This is a genomic window from Actinoplanes hulinensis (genome assembly GCF_019429605.1).
GTDB lineage: Bacteria > Actinomycetota > Actinomycetes > Mycobacteriales > Micromonosporaceae > Actinoplanes > Actinoplanes campanulatus.
Map to the genome: position 1 here is coordinate 310197 of NZ_JAHXZI010000009.1, position 18735 is coordinate 328931.

22 protein-coding genes are annotated in these 18735 nt (G+C 72.1%); 15 read left to right on the top strand and 7 right to left on the bottom strand.

Annotation, left to right across the window (positions count from 1 at the left end):
- Window positions 1–6 precede the first annotated feature (6 nt).
- The 7 genes from KZ829_RS19380 (at window position 7) to KZ829_RS19405 (ending at window position 6835) form a co-directional block, all read left to right on the top strand.
- Window positions 7–2928 (top strand): helix-turn-helix transcriptional regulator, encoded by a 2922-nt coding sequence (locus tag KZ829_RS19380; RefSeq protein ID WP_220145312.1) that lies wholly within the window; start codon window positions 7–9, stop codon window positions 2926–2928.
- Window positions 2925–3530, top strand: a complete 606-nt coding sequence (locus tag KZ829_RS19385; RefSeq protein WP_220145313.1) for an HXXEE domain-containing protein — start codon at window positions 2925–2927, stop codon at window positions 3528–3530. Before KZ829_RS19380 ends, KZ829_RS19385 begins: the two co-directional genes overlap by 4 nt.
- A gap of 83 nt (window positions 3531–3613) precedes the next feature.
- Window positions 3614–3742: a hypothetical protein gene (locus KZ829_RS44040; RefSeq protein WP_281428165.1), complete on the top strand. Its 129-nt coding sequence runs from the start codon at window positions 3614–3616 to the stop codon at window positions 3740–3742.
- Window positions 3742–4257 carry a hypothetical protein gene (locus tag KZ829_RS19390; RefSeq protein ID WP_220145314.1) on the top strand — a complete coding sequence of 172 codons (516 nt, stop codon included), beginning with the start codon at window positions 3742–3744 and terminating at the stop codon, window positions 4255–4257. Before KZ829_RS44040 ends, KZ829_RS19390 begins: the two co-directional genes overlap by 1 nt.
- Before the next feature lie 300 nt (window positions 4258–4557).
- Complete coding sequence (locus tag KZ829_RS19395; protein WP_220145315.1) at window positions 4558–5139, top strand: RNA polymerase sigma factor; 582 nt, start codon at window positions 4558–4560, stop codon at window positions 5137–5139.
- Window positions 5132–5584: a hypothetical protein gene (locus KZ829_RS19400; RefSeq protein WP_220145316.1), complete on the top strand. Its 453-nt coding sequence runs from the start codon at window positions 5132–5134 to the stop codon at window positions 5582–5584. Before KZ829_RS19395 ends, KZ829_RS19400 begins: the two co-directional genes overlap by 8 nt.
- Window positions 5585–5605: 21 nt before the next feature.
- Window positions 5606–6835, top strand: coding sequence for a S8 family peptidase (locus tag KZ829_RS19405; protein ID WP_220145317.1), 1230 nt, complete (start codon window positions 5606–5608; stop codon window positions 6833–6835).
- Here the strand turns inward: KZ829_RS19405 and KZ829_RS19410 are convergent.
- Entirely contained in the window at window positions 6832–9426 is a 2595-nt protein-coding gene (locus KZ829_RS19410) for a CHAT domain-containing protein (RefSeq protein WP_220145318.1), read from the bottom strand. The genes KZ829_RS19405 and KZ829_RS19410 overlap by 4 nt on opposite strands.
- 110 nt (window positions 9427–9536) lie before the next feature.
- Here KZ829_RS19410 and KZ829_RS19415 point away from each other — a divergent pair, with 110 nt between their 5' ends.
- Window positions 9537–10100 carry an O-methyltransferase gene (locus tag KZ829_RS19415; protein WP_220145319.1) on the top strand — a complete coding sequence of 188 codons (564 nt, stop codon included), beginning with the start codon at window positions 9537–9539 and terminating at the stop codon, window positions 10098–10100.
- Window positions 10100–10708 (top strand): DUF4253 domain-containing protein, encoded by a 609-nt coding sequence (locus tag KZ829_RS19420; RefSeq protein WP_220145320.1) that lies wholly within the window; start codon window positions 10100–10102, stop codon window positions 10706–10708. Before KZ829_RS19415 ends, KZ829_RS19420 begins: the two co-directional genes overlap by 1 nt.
- Before the next feature lie 127 nt (window positions 10709–10835).
- Here KZ829_RS19420 and KZ829_RS19425 read toward each other — a convergent pair whose 3' ends face one another.
- Both KZ829_RS19425 and KZ829_RS19430 read right to left on the bottom strand, forming a co-directional pair.
- The gene (locus tag KZ829_RS19425; RefSeq protein WP_308285573.1) at window positions 10836–11582 is read right to left on the bottom strand and encodes an alpha/beta hydrolase fold domain-containing protein; all 747 of its coding nucleotides are present in this window, start codon (window positions 11580–11582) and stop codon (window positions 10836–10838) included.
- Between the two features lie 163 nt (window positions 11583–11745).
- The gene (locus tag KZ829_RS19430; RefSeq protein ID WP_220145322.1) at window positions 11746–12231 is read right to left on the bottom strand and encodes a DUF1877 family protein; all 486 of its coding nucleotides are present in this window, start codon (window positions 12229–12231) and stop codon (window positions 11746–11748) included.
- 130 nt (window positions 12232–12361) lie between these two features.
- On the opposite strand from KZ829_RS19430, the gene KZ829_RS19435 reads away from it, so the two are divergent.
- A complete protein-coding gene (locus KZ829_RS19435) occupies window positions 12362–13108 on the top strand; it encodes an SAM-dependent methyltransferase (protein ID WP_308285574.1) in 747 nt (248 codons plus the stop codon).
- Window positions 13109–13228: 120 nt separating this feature from the next.
- On the opposite strand, the gene KZ829_RS19440 is transcribed toward KZ829_RS19435, so the two are convergent.
- Genes KZ829_RS19440 through KZ829_RS19450 form a run of 3 tightly spaced genes read right to left on the bottom strand, consistent with a single transcriptional unit; the run spans window position 13229 to window position 14602 of the window.
- Complete coding sequence (locus KZ829_RS19440; protein ID WP_220145323.1) at window positions 13229–13675, bottom strand: nitroreductase family deazaflavin-dependent oxidoreductase; 447 nt, start codon at window positions 13673–13675, stop codon at window positions 13229–13231.
- Window positions 13676–13724: 49 nt separating this feature from the next.
- The gene (locus KZ829_RS19445) at window positions 13725–14258 is read right to left on the bottom strand and encodes a histidine phosphatase family protein (protein ID WP_220145324.1); all 534 of its coding nucleotides are present in this window, start codon (window positions 14256–14258) and stop codon (window positions 13725–13727) included.
- The gene (locus KZ829_RS19450) at window positions 14255–14602 is read right to left on the bottom strand and encodes a DoxX family protein (protein ID WP_220145325.1); all 348 of its coding nucleotides are present in this window, start codon (window positions 14600–14602) and stop codon (window positions 14255–14257) included. The genes KZ829_RS19445 and KZ829_RS19450 overlap by 4 nt, the downstream gene beginning before the upstream one ends.
- Before the next feature lie 201 nt (window positions 14603–14803).
- Here KZ829_RS19450 and KZ829_RS19455 point away from each other — a divergent pair, with 201 nt between their 5' ends.
- From KZ829_RS19455 to KZ829_RS19465, 3 genes are all read left to right on the top strand, one after another.
- The gene (locus tag KZ829_RS19455; protein ID WP_220145326.1) at window positions 14804–15280 is read left to right on the top strand and encodes a macro domain-containing protein; all 477 of its coding nucleotides are present in this window, start codon (window positions 14804–14806) and stop codon (window positions 15278–15280) included.
- 44 nt (window positions 15281–15324) lie between these two features.
- Window positions 15325–15996, top strand: coding sequence for an alpha/beta fold hydrolase (locus tag KZ829_RS19460; protein ID WP_220145327.1), 672 nt, complete (start codon window positions 15325–15327; stop codon window positions 15994–15996).
- Window positions 15997–16114: 118 nt separating this feature from the next.
- Window positions 16115–16666 (top strand): thymidine kinase, encoded by a 552-nt coding sequence (locus KZ829_RS19465; protein ID WP_188124545.1) that lies wholly within the window; start codon window positions 16115–16117, stop codon window positions 16664–16666.
- Here KZ829_RS19465 and KZ829_RS19470 read toward each other — a convergent pair.
- Window positions 16663–17394 (bottom strand): Rossmann-fold NAD(P)-binding domain-containing protein, encoded by a 732-nt coding sequence (locus KZ829_RS19470; protein WP_220145328.1) that lies wholly within the window; start codon window positions 17392–17394, stop codon window positions 16663–16665. The two genes, KZ829_RS19465 and KZ829_RS19470, sit on opposite strands and share 4 nt — an antisense overlap.
- Before the next feature lie 47 nt (window positions 17395–17441).
- Between KZ829_RS19470 and KZ829_RS19475 the strand changes: the two genes are divergently transcribed.
- Together KZ829_RS19475 and KZ829_RS19480 are read left to right on the top strand one after the other, a co-directional pair.
- Window positions 17442–17852 (top strand): winged helix-turn-helix transcriptional regulator, encoded by a 411-nt coding sequence (locus KZ829_RS19475; RefSeq protein WP_220145329.1) that lies wholly within the window; start codon window positions 17442–17444, stop codon window positions 17850–17852.
- A 235-nt stretch (window positions 17853–18087) separates the two neighbouring features.
- Entirely contained in the window at window positions 18088–18480 is a 393-nt protein-coding gene (locus KZ829_RS19480; protein ID WP_220145330.1) for a VOC family protein, read from the top strand.
- The last annotated feature ends 255 nt before the right edge of the window (window positions 18481–18735 follow it).

Consider the following 18735-nt stretch of genomic DNA (forward strand, 5'->3'; position numbering starts at 1 on the left):
GGTTAGATGGCAGCGGCAGTCGACGTGCCACCGGCCCGGCTGCGACGGCTGATCCTCGACGGCGCCCGTAGGATGCCGGCCGCCGAACGCCCGGCGCCGGGGGACGGTTCGGCGTCTCCCGCGCCACCGTCCATCGCAGTATCAGGACTGGGCGAAGTTCTGCGACAACCTGGAACGGGAGTGCCGATGCTGTACGGGCGGGAAGCGGAACTGGCCGTCGTCGACGAACTGCTCGCCACCGGGTCCGGTGCACTGATCGTGCGCGGCGAGGCGGGCATCGGAAAATCCGCACTCCTGGCCTACGCCGCCCCGAAACCCGGTGCCCGTGTACTGCGGGTGACCGGCACCGAGTCCGAGGCCGACCTCCCGTTCGCCGCCCTGCACCTGCTCCTGCGGCCGGTCCTCGATCGGCTCCGGGCGCTGCCGGCGCAGCAGTCGGAGGCCTTGCGCGGCGCCCTGGGCCTCGGCGACACGTCCCCGGGCGACCGGTTCCTCGTCGGCCTGGCCACCCTCAACCTGCTGGTGGATCTGTCCGAGACAGCCCCGGTGCGCTGCCTGGTCGACGACGCGCAATGGCTGGACGGCGAGTCGGCCGACGCCCTGATGTTCGCCGCCCGCCGCCTGCACACCGAGCCGGTCATGATGCTGTTCGCGGCGCGGGACGGCTTCCCCACCCGTGGACTCACGGAACTGCGGCCGGCGAAACTGACACCCGACGCCGCCCGGAGGCTGCTGGCCCGGCACGCGGCGGACCTGCCGCCCACCGTCCGCGACCAGCTCGTCCACGAGGCCCAGGGCAACCCGCTCGCGCTGATCGAGCTGCCCCGCATGCTCACCGGGGACCAGCGCAACGGCGCTGTCGACCCGCTGTCGTTCGCGCCCGGCACGGCACAGCCGGTGGCCGACCGGGTGCTGCTCGGCTTCCGGGACCGGATCGCGGCGCTGCCCGCGCCCACCCGTACGTGCCTACTGCTGGCCGCCCTCGATCACGGCGACGCGTCATCGCTGGCCCGCGCCGCCGACCGCCTCGGCACCTCGCCCGCCGACCTCGCCGAGGCCGAACGGGCCGGGCTGGTCCGGGTGTCCGCGGCAGGCGTCGTCTTCCACCATCCGCTGGTACGGACCGCGGTGCTGCTGGCCTGCGACATCGCCGACCGGATCGGGGCGCACCGGGCCCTGGCCGAGACGGTCGGCGACGACCGGCGCGCCTGGCACCTGGCCGCCGTCACCTCGCTGCCGGACGAGAACCTGGCCGAACAGTTGGAGAACCTGGCTTTGCGTGCCCGGCTGCGCGGCGGGCAGACGGCGGTGTCAGCGGCCTACGCGCGGGCCGCGGAACTGTCCGCCGACGCGGCCGAGGCGGTACGACGGTGGACCGCGGCCGCCAGCGCCGCAGCCGAGGCGGGCCTGTGGCGACGCGCCGGCGAACTGGTCGTCAAGGCGCGCCGGGCGGCCGAGACCACCACACCGGCGAGGGCCGTGCGGGCCGACCTCGCCCACCTGCGCGCCGGCCTGGCAGTCGAGGCCGGCCGGCCGCTGGACGCGGTCCGCCTGCTGCACGACGGTGCCGAGGCCGCCGACGACCCGGGCACCCGGCTGTCCCTGCTCGGCATGGCCGGCTACTACACCTGGGCCAGCGCCGCCCACCCCGATCAGGTGCCCCTGGCCCGCCGCACCGTGCGACTGTGCCCGGACGGCGACGGGCTGGCCGGCGTCGTACGCACGATCAACGACGCGTTCCGCCAGATCCTGGCCGGCGAACCGGTGACCACCGACGTGTTCCAGGTGCTGGAACAGGCCGACCGGGTGCCGTTCGAACTGCGCTTCCTCGTGCTGTTCCAGGCGATCGTCCGCGCCGAGCACGACCGGATGCTCACCGGCGCCATCGACATCGTCGAGGACTGCCGCACCCAGGGCCGCGTCGGGCGCATGCCGCAGGCGATGACGCTGCTGGCCATCGCCCAGCTGATGGACGGCAGGCATCCCGCGGCCCGGTCGACCGCGGCCGAGGGCATGGTGCTGGCCACCGACGTCGGCCGGCCGTTCTGGCGCGGCTACCTCGCGGGCGTGCACGCGTGGCTGTCAGCGGTCGCCGGACGGGAGCAGGAGTGCGAGGCCCTGACCGACGAGGCGATCCAGGAAGCCGACCAGCGCCAATGGATGCCGGGCGCCTGCTGGGCCGAATACGCCCGGGTCGGCCTCGACCTCGGGCTGGGCCGGTACGGCGCCGTGCTGGACCGGGTGGACCGGGCGATGCGCGGTCCCACCCGGCACGCCTTCATCTGGCGCTACTGTTGGCCCGACTACGTCGAGGCGGCCGTACGTGCCGGGGAGCCACACCGCGCCCCGGACCGGCTGCACGCGTACGCGGAATGGGCGGAAGCCACCGGCCGGGCCGGGACGCTCGCCATCCTGCACCGGGCCCGGGCGCTGCTGGCCCCCGAGGACACCGCCGGCGACCTGTACGAGCGGGCACTGCTCCTGCACGCCCGGAGCCGTCAGCCGTTCGACGAGGCACGTACCAGCCTGGTCTACGGGGAATGGCTGCGCCGGCACCGCGGTCGCGCCGAGGCGCGACCGCATCTGCGGGCCGCCATGGAGGCCTTCGACCGGATCGGCGCCGCGCCCTGGTCCGCCCGTGCCGCCACCGAACTGCGCGCCGCCGGGCTCGCCCTGCCGGACCGTTCCCCCATCGCCGGCGCCCTGGCCACCCTCACCCCACAGGAGCTCCAGGTGGTACGCCTCGCCGTCACCGGAGCCTCCAACCGCGAGATCGGCGCGCAACTGTTCCTGAGCCCGCGAACCGTCGCCTCCCACCTGTACAAGGCATTCCCGAAACTCGGCGTCACCTCCCGGGTCGAACTGGCCAGGTTCAGTCACCTGACGGAGGCGGCGCCCATCGCCATCTCCCTAGTGTCCGGACCATGACCAAACGACCTGAGCTCTTCTCGGCGACCGTCATGGCGGTCCTGGGCGTGGCCTTCTGCTCCTGGGCGCTGCTCACCCTCCCTCTACAGGGCGCCGCCGTGCTCGTCCTGGCGACTCTGCTCGGCTGGAGCGGCTGGATCGCGTTCAGCTACACCCGGCCGGTACGTTCCCGCCGGGTGATCGCCGTCTACCTGTGCGCGGTCGGCTTCCAGCTCATCCACATGGCCGAGGAGTACACCGGCGGCTTCCCCCACGAGATCGTCGAACTGTTCGACTCACCCCGCGACTGGCCGGAGAACGAGTTCCTGCTCGTCTTCGTCTTCGGGTTCGGCGCCCTCTACTTCTTCGCCGGCGCGGGCGCCCTCTACCGCATCCGCGTGGCCAACTTCTTCCTCTGGTGGTACGCGCTGGGCGCCGGACTGCTCAACGGCATCGCCCACTTCGTCTTCCCCATCATCGCGGGCGGCTACTTTCCCGGCCTGTACACCGCCACCGGCCACCTGCTCATGAGTGGCCTGCTGATCTACCTGCTGGTCAAGGAGAGCCGCGACCTCAAAGCCGCGGACCAGCGTGAGCCGGCTCTCGCCGCGGCCTCCGGGTAGGTGTTCGTGGAGGACACCGTGGCGATGTCCGGTGACCTGGCGGAGGGTGCCGCCGCTTGATCAACAGCGGTAGAGTGCCCGCCATGCGCGCGCTCGCCGATCTGATCGACACCGAGGATTCCGCCTGGCCGGAGATCCTGAACGCTGTCGCGGGCAAGGACCTGAACACGGTCTCCCGCCACCCGGTGCCGATGGCCGAGGCCCTGTCCTGATGCGCCGCGTCTGGCTCCTCCTCGCCGCGCTCGTAGCCACCACCGGCCTGACATTCGGCGCCGCGGTCTGGTTCGGTGTCCCCCTCGACGGCGGCCGGCTACGCCAGATCCCGCTCGGCCAACCGGTCACCGTGACCTTGCCGGAACGCGGCGCGATGCTCTGGGTGACGACCAAGGGCGGCCACGTCAGTTGCGAGTTCGTGGGCGCCCCGCCGGAGCAGGGCTGGTCCAGCCTGATGCTTCTCGATCAGAGTCTTTCGGCACGGGCGGACGGCCGGACCTGGCACCCCGCCATGCTGCTGACGGCGGGCGTGCCCGGCGATTACACGCTCATCTGCACATCGAGCGAAACGTCCCTGGCCGCCGCCGAGGCGCCTCTGATCCGCGACACGGCCACGCGGATATACGCCCTGCTGGCGGCGGCGCTGCTGACCGCGGTGGGGCTGGGTCTGGCCGCCGTCGCCGCGTGGCGCCCGCGCCGCGTCACCTGGCCCGCGCAGCCGCAGGGCCAGTGAGTGCTCTAGGTCCGCGTTCCCAGAACCAGCGCAGCGCGGCCCTGCCCTGACACAGCCTGACGGTCAGGCTGGACCCGGTGTTCTTACGGACCGGGTGGAGCGAGTTGATCCGGGCGTCGAAGGCGTTGGGAGCGGCCATGGTGCTTCTCCTGCCTCTAAAGTGGCTGACCGGCAGACCACATCGGGCGGCGCTCACCGGGCGCTCAATCGGTGTGTCAACCCCTGCCTGTCGGTTGGGCGACAGTCCCTGGTGCGGGCCCCTCGGGGCCGGTTACGCAGAGGCGACCGAAGGAGACTCCGATGGAGCCGAACGAGACGGCCGCGCTGGTGCACCGGGCGGCCGCCGGTGACAGTAGCGCCTGGGAGGCGCTGGTCAGGGCGTACGCGGGGCTGGTCTGGTCGGTCGCGCGGGCGCACCGGCTCGGTTCCGCCGACGCCGAGGACGTGGCGCAGACGACGTGGGAGCGGTTCGCCCGGTCGCTGGACGCGATCAAGGAGCCGGAGCATGCGGGCGCCTGGCTGGCGACGACGGCGCGGCGGGAGTCGCTGCGGGTGCTGACCGCCCGCAACCGGGTGACGCCGACCGGGGATCTGGCGTGGACGGGGGCGTCGCCGGCTGCCGAGGACGTGGTGGTCGCCGGGGACGAGGAGGTGCGCCGGGCGGAGCTGGCCGGCCGGGTGTGGCGGGCGCTGGACCGGCTCGGTGACGCCTGCCAGCAATTGTTGCGGGTGCTGATGGCCGAGCCGCCTCCGTCGTACGTGGAGGCCGCCGCCGCCTTGGACATGCCGATCGGGTCGCTGGGCCCGACCCGTCGCCGCTGTCTGGAGAAACTTCGCCGTCTCGTGGATGTATCAGAGGCGCGGGGGCGTGCTCATGAGTGACATGGAACTCGACACCGTGCTACGGGGGCTGATCGCCCGGGCGGATCCGATGCCCGAAGCGGTGGAGCGGTACGCGCTCGCGGCGTTCGCGTTCCGTACGGCCGACGAGGACTTCGCCGATCTGGAATGGGACTCGTTGATCGACACCGCGGCGCTGACCCGGGGCCCGGACGACACCAGGATGCTGGTGTTCGGCCCGGCCGGCCCGGACGGCGTCCGCATCCATCTGGGGGTGACCCGCACCGCGGGCGGGTTCGAACTGGACGGGTCGGTCGAGCCGGCCGGTCACACCGAGGCCGAACTGCTTCATCATGGGGGCACCGTGCGCCGGCCGATCGACGCCGCGGGCGGGTTCGATGCGGACCTGCCCGCGGTGCGGTCGTTCCGGGTACGGCTGCGGGGCGCCGCCGCACCGATCGTCACCGGATGGGTGGCGATCGGCTGACGCCGAGAGAGCGAGAGAACAATGCCCGAGCCGACCGAATTCCCGAATCCGTGGCAATTCGATCCACGTATCCGCCAGAGCGGCAACGTCTACTACATGGCCGACGAGGTTCTCGTCGCGACCCCCGACGTGGGGGTGGTCCAGGGAGAACTGGAGAACGAGCTGGGAGCCCGCCGCCCTCAGGTGGCGGGCCGCAGCATGTCCCGCGTGACCCGGTTCGTCCTGCCGGGCGCCGGCGACGGCCGTGCACGCCGTTCCACACTGGACGCGCCGGCGATCGTACGGCGGCTGCGGAACCGTCCGGACCGTCCGCGGGTCGGCCTGAACCACGTCTTCGCCGGCAACGGGATCTTCACCGGCCAGCCGAAACTGCACGGTGGCGCCGGCACGGACCCGCGGCCCACCCCCTACCCGCTTCCCGCGCCGGAAGCTCCGGTGGAGGGCAGCCGTCCGGTGAAGGTGGCGATCCTGGACACCGGCATGGATCCGGCGTCGCTGGCGCTGCCGATCTTCGCCCGGCACGCGTTGCACGGCACGCACGAGCCGGACACCGTCTACGAGAACCCGGCGACGCACGCGATCAGCCTGATGGGCGGGCACGGCACCGCGGTGGCCGGGATCGTGGCCCGGTACGCGCCCAACGCCGAGCTGACGTCGATCCAGGTGCTGAACCAGTTCGGCGTCACCGACGAGCTGAACCTCACCGCCGCGATCGGACGGGCCGCGGCGGCCGGGGCCGAGATCGTCGTCATGTCGCTGGGCGGCGCCCTGCTGCCGGAGGAGAGCGTCGACGAGCTCGCCACCATGTTCGACGTCCTGCCGCCCGGGACGGTGCTGGTCGCCGCGGCCGGCAACACCGAGACGGAGATCGAGGACTACTTCCCGGCCCGGGCCGGCCGGGTGACCTCGGTGGCCGCCATCGACACCACCGGCGGCCAGAAGGCCCCGGCGTCGTTCAGCAACTCCGGGAACTGGATCACGGCGTGCACGCCCGGCGTGGGGGTGCACTGCGCGTACCCGACCGGCACCTGGAACTACACGGCCAGCGGGGTGCCGGTCGTCTCGAACGGCTACATCGCCTGGAGCGGCACCTCGTTCTCGGCGCCCTATCTGGCGGCCCGGATCGCGGCCGGCACCATGGAGAACGGGACGGCCGCGGACGCCGCGGAGAAGCTGAAGGCCGGCCTGACCGGCGGGTTCCGGCGGTACGGCGGCTTCCTGGACGCGCCGCCGGACTTCCTGGCGCCCTAACCGGCGCCGTAACACACGAACGCCGCCGCGGCCGGATCATCGACCGCGGCGGCGTCCTGTGCGGCGGCCAGCGCGGCCGCCGGTCCCCGCCCGGCGCGCAGCTGTTCGTGCAGGTGGAGCATCACCTCGAGGGTGGCGCCGTCGCGGACCGGCGCGACCGTGGCGATCACCGACCGGGCGCCCATCGCGAGCAGCGCCGCCGCGAACCCCATCAGCTCGTCGCCGCGGTGCACGGTGGACAGGCCGGAGTCGCAGGCGGACAGCACCACCAGGCCGGGCGGGCGGCGCAGCGTCTCCAGGTCGTAGGCGGTGAGCGGCCCGTCGCCCAGCCGCAGCGCCGAGAACTGCGGATTGTCGGCGCGGAAGGTGCCGTGCGCGGCGATGTGGACCCGCCCGGCGCCGTCGACGGCCCGCAGCACCCGGGTCACCGCGGCGTCCGGGCCGGTCAGCGCCGGCGTCCCGGGATAACTGGTGGACAGCGACCCGATCTCGTCGGCGGCGCCCGGCAGGCCCGGCCCGGCGACCAGGACGGTCCTATCGCCGGCCGGGACAGCGGTGACGGCCCGCAGCCAGGTGGCCGCGCTGGGCACGACCGTCACGGCACGGTCCCGGCAGCCGGGCAGCATCCGCCACGGCACCCCGTGCAGCCGCCCGGACGGCACGATCACCAGCCCGGCGTCGCCGATCCGCGCCCGCAGCGGGCCGAACAGCATCCGGTCCAGACGGTTCGCCCCGGACCGCACCGGCAGGTCACGCACCGCCATCCGGTGCAGGGCGAACCGCAGCGCCCGTACCTCGGCGTTGATCTGCTCGACCGGCCCCAGCTCGTGCCGGCTCAGCCGCCCGCCGGCCAGCACCACGGCGTGCAGCGTGCCGGCCACACTGATCAGTTCGATCAGGACCCGGCCGGCCAGGTGGGTGGTCAGGGCCGCGGGGCCGCATCCGGCCGCGTGTGCCGAGCTTTCTCCGGGCCGGGTACGGCGTACGCGCTCGCGGATCGACCGTTCCAGCTGGGTCTGGCGCTGGCTGTGCCGGCGCGCGTCGCGTCCTTCGGCGAGTGCCTGTTCCCGAACGGCTACGACCGACCGCAGTTCGGCGATCTCGGCTGCCAGCCGTGGATCGGTGGGCGGCCGGGCCGGGCGCAGTTGCTGGGCGGCGGCCCGGCCGCGTTCGGCCCAGGTGAGCATGTCCCGCGCCGACCCGTCCGCCACCGCCAGCGACAGGGCGGTGGCGACCAGGTCGAGGCCGTGTTCGGCGGCCCGCACCCGCAGTTCGGTGGCGCCGAGGGTGAGCCGGTGCTCGTCGAGCGCCCGCAGCCCGGCCCGCAGCGCCGCCTGGGCGCCGCGCCGGTCACCGGCGGCGATCCGCAGCAGCGCCTCGGCGTGCCAGGCGCTGACCCGCTGGGCGGCCGGCCCGCCGGACCGGGCCCGTCCGGCCTGCCGCAGCAGTTCGGTGGCCTGCGCGGTGCGGCCGGCGGCGAGCGCGCAGCGGGCGGCGATCAGGGTGGCGTCGGCGGCCGGGGCGGCCCATCCCGCGGTGCGCAGTTCGGCGGCGGCGGCCAGCGCGGCACGCAGCACGGCCGGCCCGCGCTGGCCGTCCGCCCAGTCGGTGCGCAGCAGCGTGTAGCGGGCCACCGCCGCCCAGCCGGGCCGGGCCTGCTGGTCGAAGGCGCGGCCGGCCAGGCGGGCGGCGTGCCGGGCGGACTCCAGGTCGCCGCAGGCCAGCGCGGCGGCGGCGAGCAGCAGGCGGGCCTCGGCCAGGTCGGCGGCCATCCGGCGGCGGGTGAGTTCGGCGACGGCGGCGGCCGCCACGTCCCGGGCCTCGTCGTGCAGGCCGGCCGACAGCAGCACGTCACACCGGTCCATCATGATCATCGCCGGGGACAGGTGGTGGGCGGTGTAGTGCTCCTCGGCCGCGTCCAGGTGGGTGAGCGCCGTGACGATCCGGCCGGCCCGCCCGGCCGCGAAGCCCCGGTTCCAGCGCACGTCGGCGACCGCCAGATCCTGCTCCAGCTCGCGGTAGAGCCGCTCGGCGCGGACCAGGTCGGCCTCGGCGGCGTCCGGCCGGCCCCGGTACGCCTGGAGCACACCCCGGTTGTTCAGCAGTTTCGCCTCCCACAGCAGGTCGCCCTCACGCCGGAAGACGGTCAGGGCGCCGCCGTACTGGCGCAGCGCGGCCTCCAGCAGGCCCTGCCGCTGGGCGACGACGGCCAGCTGATGCCGTAGCCGGGCCGCTTCCAGTCCCTCCAGGTGCGCGGCGGCGGCCTCACCGAGGCGTACCGCTTCGTGGATGTCACCCTGATCGGCGCGCACCAGGGCGAGCGTCATCCGGGCCCGGGCCGCGTGCACCGGAAGCCCGGCGCCGTCGGCGACGGCAACCGCCCGCCGCAGGTGCCGGGCGGCCGAGCGCACGCTGTGGGACTCCCGCCCGGCCAGGCCGAGCACCCGTTCGGCGGCCGACTCGGCGGCGGCGTCCCCGGCCCGGCGCGCGGCGGCCCGGACCCGCAGCGCCGTGGCCCGCGCCCGCCAGGGGTCGGTGGGGACCAGCCGCATGGCGGTGCCGGCCTCGTCTTCCAGATCACGTTCCCGCACTGTGGACTCCCGACACTCGGTCTATTACCGGACGCTTAAGAAGGCGGCGGACGCAATGGGGTTTACGGTAGCCTCCCGATGATCATTGCAGCGCTGTAAAGGAGTCCCCCGTGCCCGTGCCCGCCCTGGTGGCCGCGGCTTGGCGCCGTGCCGCCGAGCTGGACTTCCCGATGTCCTGCGAGGACCCGGCCGGCCCGCTGCTGGCCACCCTCGCCGCCGCGGTCCCGTCCGGCGGCCAGGTCCTGGAGTTGGGCACCGGCGCCGGCGTGGGAACGTCCTGGCTGGTCAGCGGCCTGACCGGCCGCACCGACGCCACGGTGACCACGGTGGAGCTGGACGCCGGCCTGGCCGCCGCGGTCCGCGCCTCGGACTGGCCGCCGTTCGTGGAGATCCTGACCGGCGACGCCTGCGCCCTGCTGCCCACCCTGGGCACCTTCGACCTGATCTTCGCGGACGCGCTGGCCGGCAAATGGGAGGGCCTCGACCTGACGCTGGCGGCCCTGTCCCCCGGCGGCGTCCTGATCGTCGACGACATGGACCTCGCCCGCTACCCCGAACCTGAGCACCGGGCCATCGTCACCCGGGTCGAGGAGTCCCTGGCCAACCACCCGGACCTGGTGTCGGTGCAACTGCCGGCCGGCTCCGGCTTCACCATCGCCACCCGCCGCCGCTGATGGAGCCGGTCGACGTCCACGGTGAACGGGTCCTGGTCCAGCCGGTGAAGGGCGACGGCCTACGGATCTGGCGCCGGGCCAGGGAAACCCACCCCGACCGCTATCCGGTGCTGGTGCTCGACGCCGAGGACGCGCTCGAACCCGACTACCGGCACCGCGACTCGCCCGCCGACATCCTCGCCCGGGCCGACCGGGTGGTCCTCCCGGCCCCACCGCCGCGTGATCGTGGCACCGGCGACGAGGGCTACCACCTCGACCGGTACGACGTGGCGCATCACGGCGAGCCCGAACTCCTGGTCCTGCTGCCGCGCCCGGAGCCGTGGGCGGCGTTCGCCTACCTCGACTCCTGGTGCCACCTGAGCGGCTGGAAGCCGGAGGTGCTGGTCGCCGCGGCCCGCGACTGGCACACCCGCTACGGCGCCGAACCCACCGTGATCGGCCTGGCCTGCGGCTTCGAGGTCTCCCGCCCGCCGACCGGCCCGGCCGACGCCGAACGCCTCGCCGCCGAACACCAGCTCTTCGCCCCATTGACCGCCGGCACCACCGAGCTGGCGTACGCCCGCGCGCTGCCCCAGCTCCGCCGATGGTGTCTCTACAACCGCCCGTGAGGTGATGTCTCTCCGCTTCGGTTCCTGATCTGTCCGCCAGTATGGGGTGACGATGTCGCCGGTTCCCGGAGGCGGCATGGCTGTCTTGGAAAGCAGATCGGCAACCGCACCGGCACCGCCGGCACGGTCAGGGGCGGGTCATGCGGGTGCCGGCCTGGATGTGGGTGACTATCGCCTCGCGGCCGGGGCCGGCCTCGGGGACCGGGAGCAGCGGGTAGACGTGCAGGGCGCCCGGTTCCTCGTGGTAGGTCAGCGGGATCGAGGACGGCAGGCGGTCGCGAAGCCGGCGGCAGTCGGGCAGGGTGATGTCTCGGGTCCCCACCAGGATCTGCAACGGCGGCAGGCAGGACAGGTCGCCGAAGAGCGGGCTCAGGCGCGGGTCCTGCAACGGCAGCGAACCCGCCCACGCGGCGGCCAACGGGCGTAGGCCGGGGCGCCGCAACCAGGGATCGTGGGGTTCGATCAGGTCGACCTCGGGGTTGCTGATCGACAGGTCGAGCCAGGGGGCGATCGCGGTCAGACCGACCACTCCCCCGGCCTCGCCGGACACTGCTTGGGCGGCGAGCAATGCGAGGCCTCCGCCGGCGGAGTCGCCGGCCAGGTAGCAGCGGCGGCCCTCGGCCACCAGGTCGGCGATCACGGCGGTGACGAACGACAGGGCGGCGAGGCCCTGGTGGTCCGGCGCGAGGCCGTAGATGGGCACGGCCACCTCATGCCCGGTACGCGCGGCGATGTGCCCGATCAACGACCAGTGCTGGCTGACGATCTCGCTCGTGTAGGCGCCACCGTGCAGGTAGATGACGGTCACCCCGGTGTCCGGGCCGGACGGGCGGACCCGGTGCAGGTCGAAGCCGTGCGTCCGGGAAGTGCTCACCTCGTACCGTCGAATGATCGCCGAAGGCGGCTCGGAAGGCCCTTTCGGGCGCGCGAGCGTCCGCAGCCCGGCCTCTTCGCTGATGAATTTCCGCTGGTAGGCGAGCCGCGTGAAGGCCGCCACCACATTCATCTGCCAACTCGCCACAGTGACTCCCGGCTGCTCAGGTCGCGGTGAAGACGACGGCGCGTCCCGCGGCGGCGGCGCGCTGGTAGAAGTTGACGACATCGACGAAATCGGTCCAGAGGTAGGCGAAGTCGTCGTCGCCGAGCGGGCCGTCGTAGTCGCTGCCGGGCAGCAGGGTGTCGAATCGTCGGCGCAACCCGGCCCGGTCGATGTCGCGCAGCGCGGCGGCCACGTCACGGACCTGGGTGGCGTCGACGTACACGACGTAGTAATCGTCGTGCATGCCGTGACCGCCGAGGATGGCGTGTGACAGCGGGTAGTCGCCGGCGTCCGGGTCGAGGCTGCCGTCGGTGAGGCAACGGTGGATCTCGTCCCAGTCCTTGTCGGTGTCGACCTTGAGCTGGTCGTCGTCCCAGTTCTCCTCGATGTCCCCGAGCAGCTCGCCGACCGCGTCGTCGTCGCCGTCCGCGTCGAGCAGGGCCTTCTCCTGATCCGCGGTGATCGCGAAATGCACCCCCAGCATGTCGCCGATCATAGGGCCGATCGAGCGGGGTAGGTTGTGGGCCTTCTACGACTTCCGGGGGTGGCTACTATGCGTGTTCGCGTCGGTTCCGTTCAGATCATCGTTGAGTCCGACGTGAGGAATCGTAGAAGTGGATCTGCCACGTAGTTTCGTCGTCCGGGAGCGGGATCACCGCATTCACGACCCGTTCACACCCGCCAAGCTGGCCGTTCTCGGGGAGGCGATCCGGCTGCGGCCGGGGATGTCGATCCTGGACCTGGCCTGCGGCAGCGGTGAGATGCTGTGCACCTGGGCCGAAAAACACCACATCACCGGTACGGGTGTGGACATCAGCACCGCCTTCATCGCCAATGCCGTGGCGCGCGCCGCCGAGCTCGGTGTCGAGGACGGGTTGACGTTCACCCACGGTGACGCCTCCGGTTTCGTCGCCGCCGAGCCGGTCGATGTGGCCTGCTGTGTCGGGGCGACCTGGATCGGCGGCGGTGTCGAGGGGACCTTGGCGCTGCTGGAACGCAGCGTGAAGCCGGGTGGCCTGCTGCTGGTCGGCGAGCCGTTCTGGCGGGAGGATCCGCCGGATCAGGTCGCGGTCGAGGGCAGCGGCGCCGGTTCTCGGGAGGACTTCGGGGACCTGCCGGGCCTGGTCGAGTCGTTCCGGGGGTACGGCTGGGATCTGGTGGAGATGGTGCTGGCCGACGAGGACAGCTGGGACCGGTATGTGGCCGCCCAGTGGTTCACGGTCCGCGCATGGCTGGACGAGAATCCGGACGACGAGCTGGCCGCCGCGTTCCGCGCGGAGCTGGACACGGCGCCGCTGAACTATGTCCGCTACCAGCGGCGCTACCTGGGCTGGGGTGTCTTCGCCCTGAAGCGCCGCTGAGTCTCAGGCGGTCCGGCGTCCAGCCCGACCACCGGGTGGGACGCCGGGCCGCGCCGCTGAGTCTCAGGCCGGCGTTCCAGAACGACCACCGGGTGGGACGCCGGGCCGCGTGGCTGAGTCTCAGGCGGTCCGGCGTTGCAGAACGACCACCGCGGTCGGGGTGGGACGCCGGGCCGCGTGCTCGTCGAGGCTGTCGTCGATTTCGCGCCAGCGGTCCCAGAGCCGGTCCCGTTCGTCGCCGACGGCGGCGCGGCCGTGGACCGGGCGGGGGCCGTCGGACAGTTCGACTTCGGCGTCCGGGTGCGCCTGGAGGTTGAGCCACCAGGCGGGTTCGGGGGCGCCCCACCCGTTCATGGCGAGGGTGACGAGGTTGTCGCCGTCCTCGAAATATCCCAGGATGACGGACCGTGGCTCCCCGCTGCGGCGGCCGATGGTCGTCAGCCGGAAATGGCCGTAGGTCTGGGGTTTGGGCTGGTTGAGGCTAAACCGCGCCCCACCGATCCGGTAGAGGGCCCGGTGCACGGCCCAGGCCGTTCGAATGAACCATCGTGGCGGGAGTCTGCGCATGGTCGCCTCCGCGATTCGACTGTCGCCGATGCTATAACCCGGTATCCAGTCACGAGTTGAAGCTGATCATGGCGGGTGGGCGGCCGCTGGACCAGCGCAGCACGGTGACGGCGCAGTTCTCCTGGTAGAGGCTCATCCACCGCCAGTCCGGGGCGTCCATCACGTGCCGGACGAACCAGCCGATCACGAAGTTGTGGGTGATCAGCAGTTCCCGCCGGTCGGTGTCGCCGACGACGCCGAGCTGCGCGACGGCGGCCCGCAGCCGGATGGCGTCCGGATCGCGCTCTCCGACGGGCACCCCGTCGAGCCAGGAACGCCAGCGCTCCGGATATCCCGACCGGTCCGAGGGGTACGGGGTCCGGTCCAGCATGTGGTCGCAGGCGTGCCGGGGTGCGGGAACGTGTCCGGCGATGATCTGGGCGGTGGCGGCGGCCCGGGGCAGTGCGCTGTGGTGGATCGCGTCGAAGGTGACGGCGCTGAGGCGCCGGCCGGCACGGTCGGCCTGTTCGCTGCCGAGCGGGGACAGATCGCCGTCGTCGTCGGCGAGACCGTGCCGGACCAGATAGAGGTCGGTGATCGTCATAGGTGGAGCACTGTAACCACCAGGGTCGCGACGTTGGTGGCGAAGAAGACGGCCCAGCCGATCAGGTTGCGGGAGCCGACGCGGAGGTGGGCGATCAGCGCTCCACTGAAATAGAGGACCAGGCCGACGGCCGCGAGAAGACCGATCACCGGTACGGCGAAGCCGGTGAGAAGGCCGGCCGTTCCCGCGGCGAGCAGGGATCCGAGGACCGGCACGTACCTGCGTGGGATGCGTTTCATGTCGGCCTGTGCTTTCGGGTACTCGTGGCCGATCAGGTAGAACGTGGCGGCGCTGCCGTTGAACAGGGCGGCGACGGCGGTGAGAACGATGTGGGCAGTGGACATGCCGACTGGACGAGACGGGTGGACCGATTGTGACAGTCGGCGCATGAGTTCCTCATGCCCTCGTTCGGGTTGCCGTGGTAGCCGGTCAGGCGGCGGAACCGCGGATCGACGGGTGGTTGACGGGGCTGAGCGGCCGGCAGGGATTGCTGATCATGGCTATTCCGATCGCGGTGCTCGTCACCCGTACGCGAAGATCTGTTGATGTTGGAATTGCGGATCGTCAAGGGTGACGCCACCAGCCCGCAGGCGAAGGGTCCGAAGATCATCGCGCATGTGAGCAATGATCTCGGCGGGTGGGGCAAGGGGTTCGTGCTGGCGCTGTCGAAGCGGTGGCCGGAGCCGGAACGCGCGTTCCGGCGCTGGCACCGGGAGCGGGCCGGCAACGATTTCGGGCTCGGGGCGACGCAGTTGGTGCAGGTCCAGCCGGATCTGTGGGTGGCGAACATGGTCGGCCAGCACGGTCTGAGGGCGGGCAGCGGTGGGCCGCCGGTGCGCTATGAGGCGATCGGGAAGTGCCTGGAGAGCGTCGCAGCGCATGCGCTGGAGCTGGGCGCGTCGGTGCATATGCCGCGGATCGGGTGTGGCCTGTCCGGCGGGAAGTGGGAACGGATCGAGCCGATGGTCGTCGCGTCGCTGTGTGAACGCGACATCCCGACGACGGTCTACGACTTCGACTGAGCATCAGGACGTTGATCGTCCGGAATCCATCATAGGTTTAACCGGTGACAACGAATCGGATTCTTCTCCTCGGTGGACTGTGGCTGGACGCGTCGGCGTGGGACGGCGTCGTCGCGAATCTGAAGGACGCGGTGGCGGTGACGCTGCCCGGACAGGGCGACGGGAACGCGGCGGCGACGCTGGACGACCAGGTGGCGGCGGTGCTGGCGGCCGTCGACGCGGAGCCGGGGCCGGTCGTGGTGGTGGGCCACTCGGGGGCGTGCTCGCTGGCGTGGATGACTGCCGACGCCCGGCCGGAGAAGGTGGCGAAGGTGGTGCTGATCGGCGGTTTCCCGTGGGCGGACGGCCAGCAGTACTTCCCGTTCATCCCGCCCACCGACGGTGCGGTGCGGTTCCCGGGCTGGGAGGCGTTCGAGGGGCCGGACTCGGCCGACATCGACGCGGACGCGCGGGCCGCCTTCGCCGCGGCGGCGATCCCGGTGCCCGAAGGCGTGACCGGTGGGACGGTGCGGCTGCGTGACGACCGCCGGTTCGACATCCCGATCGTGGTGGTCTGTCCCGAGTTCTCCCCGGAGCAGGCGCGCGGCTGGATCGACAGCGGCGACGCGCCCGAGGTGGCCCGCGCGAAGCACGTCGAACTGGTGGACATCGACTCGGGGCACTGGCCGATGCTGACCCGCCCAGCGGAGCTGGCCCGGATCCTGGCCCAGGTCTGACGGCTGCCGTCCGGGGGCCGGTGCCAGGGCGTATCTGATGGATCACCCAGGGCTGCGGCGTGGTCCACCGGACAGGCCCTAGTCCTTCGACGGCGAGGATCATGGGACGGTCTAGAGCATGGACCTGACCGTGATCCTCGGCCCGATGAAGGGCGGCAAGTCGCTGGAGATGATCAGCCTGCTGTCCCCGTTGCAGTACGCCGGCATCCCGCACCGCGTCTACCAGTCCGTACGTCACGGCCGGGACACGGCGGTGACGTCACGTTCCGGTGGCAGCCTGCAGACGGTCAAGGTGCACACGTTGGCCGGTGCTGCTGACGGTGGTGTTGAGGTGATCGGTGTTGACGAGATCCACATGTTCACTGTTGACGACATCAATGTGTTGGGGGCCGCTGTCCGCAACGGGATCAAGGTGGTCGTGGCCGGGATCGACCTCGATCACCGCGGTCAACTGTTCGCACCGGTGCGTGCGCTGTTCGAGCTGGCGCCGGCCGAGGTGATCTACCGGCGGGCGGTGTGTGACGTGTGCCGGTCGCTGGACGCCACACACACGCAGGTGCTGGAGCACGGCAAGCCGATGATCCGCGAGCTGGCCCCGTCGACGGCTCTGCCGGACGACGGCACCTACACCTACGAGGCACGCTGCCGCCGCTGCGTCGTCCTCCCCTAGATCATTTTCGCGAGCAGGGCGTAGAGGCGGGCCGCGCCGGCGGCTCCCGGCAGCGGGATCGGGACGTTCCTGCGCAACGCGGTCAGGCTCGCCGTGGGTGGGTGGTTCAGCAGCCTCTCCAGGGGTACGGCGGCCGCGGTCGCCTTCTGTGCGAACAGTGCCGCCGTCACCCCGAGCAGGGCGCGCGCCGGCTGGTTCAGGTGCCGGTGCATGCCGCTGTCGACGAACAGCGGGTTGTAGAGGACGTACCGGATCGGGGTGTCCGGGTAGTTTTCGGCGAAGCCGGCGCCGAGCAGGTCGTTGGCCCGTGCACCCTGGCGGATCGCCCGGAACATCCGGTAGCCGTCGGTGAGGTGCGGGTCGTCCCAGTGGATGCGGCCGCCGGGGATGCCGCCGACACCGCACAGGTTGAGGATCACCGGTTGCCCCGCCCGTTCCAGGGCCGGCCGGAGCCCGTCGGCGAGCAGGTAGCGGGCCAGCACGTTGATCGCGAACGACTGCTCGAAGCCGTCGGCGGTGACGATCCGGCGCGGGGAGAACCGCCCGGCCGACAGCACCAGGGCGTCGATCCTCTCCGGTAGGCGGGCGATCAGCGCCCGGGTCTCCTTCACCGAGGTGAGGTCGGCGTCGGCGCTACCGATACTGATCACGTTCCAGCCGGTGGCGAGCCGGTCGGCGAGAGCCTTTCCGATGCCGCGGGTCCCGCCCGCGATGACCGCTGTGCGCATACTGGCATCGTCGGCGGCCCGGACTCCGCCGGAAAGAGGGCACATTCATGTCACCGGTCCTGCCCCTGCCCGTGACCTCGGCCGATCGTGAACTCTGTGTGGCGACCGACATCCTGCGGCGGGTCGGTGAGAAGTGGAGTGTGCTGCTGCTGGCGGTGCTCCAGCACGGGCCGCGCAGTTTCAACCAGCTCGATCGTACGGTCGAGGGGCTGAGCAGGCGCATTCTCACCCGTACGCTGCGGGCTCTGGAGGGCGACGGGCTGATCAGCCGGCGGCCGGCCGGTGACCGGATGGAATATGCCCTGACCGATCTCGGCCGTTCGCTGCTGCCGCTGATCGTGGCGATCGGCGAGTGGGCTGTCGAGCACGCCCCGCAGATCGAGGCGGCCCGTCAGCGCAGCGGCTTGCGGTCCGACGGCGCAGCCACCCCTTCAGGCCCTCCTCGGTACGCGGGATGAAGTAGGGTCGCCCGGCCCAGGTCCGGCACCCGCCGTCCTGCTCGGTCCAGCAGCGCAGCGACGCCCAGCCGGCGACGGCGCCGTCCGGTGCGGTCGCGGTCGGGAACCAGTCGTCGTCCGGCATACCGCCCAGTGAATCAGAGCATCAGCGCCGGCCTCCACTGCGGAGATCCCTCCCCGCTACCACCGCATCCACGATCACGCAGCCGATCCCGGGATCTGCGAAGATCAAGTGATGACCGCCTTCATCTCGCACACCACGGTGGACTCCCTCGACGCGTACGCGCAGTCCCGCTGGTGGCAGAACGTTCTCGACTACGTCGAGGACCCTGAGGACCCGAACCTGCCCGGCCACGTGGAGTGCATGATCTTCTCCCGGGACGGCCGGCACAGGCTGCTGTTCATCGAGGTCCCCGACGCCAAGCAGATCAAGAACCGGATCCACTTCGACCTGCGGCCCACCGAGGACGGCCGCGAGACCGAACTGGCCCGCCTCCTCGAACTCGGCGCCACCCAGGTCGCCGACCGGCGCAAACCCGACGGCGGCGGCTGGGTGGTCCTGGCCGATCCGGAGGGTAACGAGTTCTGCATCCTGCGCAGCGAGGCCGAACTCCGCGCCGCGCAATGACAGCGAGCCCGCCCCGGCCTGTGCCGCGCCCGCCGGGCGCGGATCACTGGCCGGGCGGGCCCGGCCGGACCTGTCGCAGCTTTCGGTCACCCCGGGTGAGTGGTCACGGCTCCGCGCGGGTCGGTGAGCCCACGCGGTCGCGGTGTCGTGGTCGCCCACCTGGCCTGTTGGCGTGGTGGCCGCGCACGTGGCGTCCTCCGTGTGCGGCCGCCACGGCTCAGAGCCAGGTCCTCGACCGCCGGATCTGGTGACCGG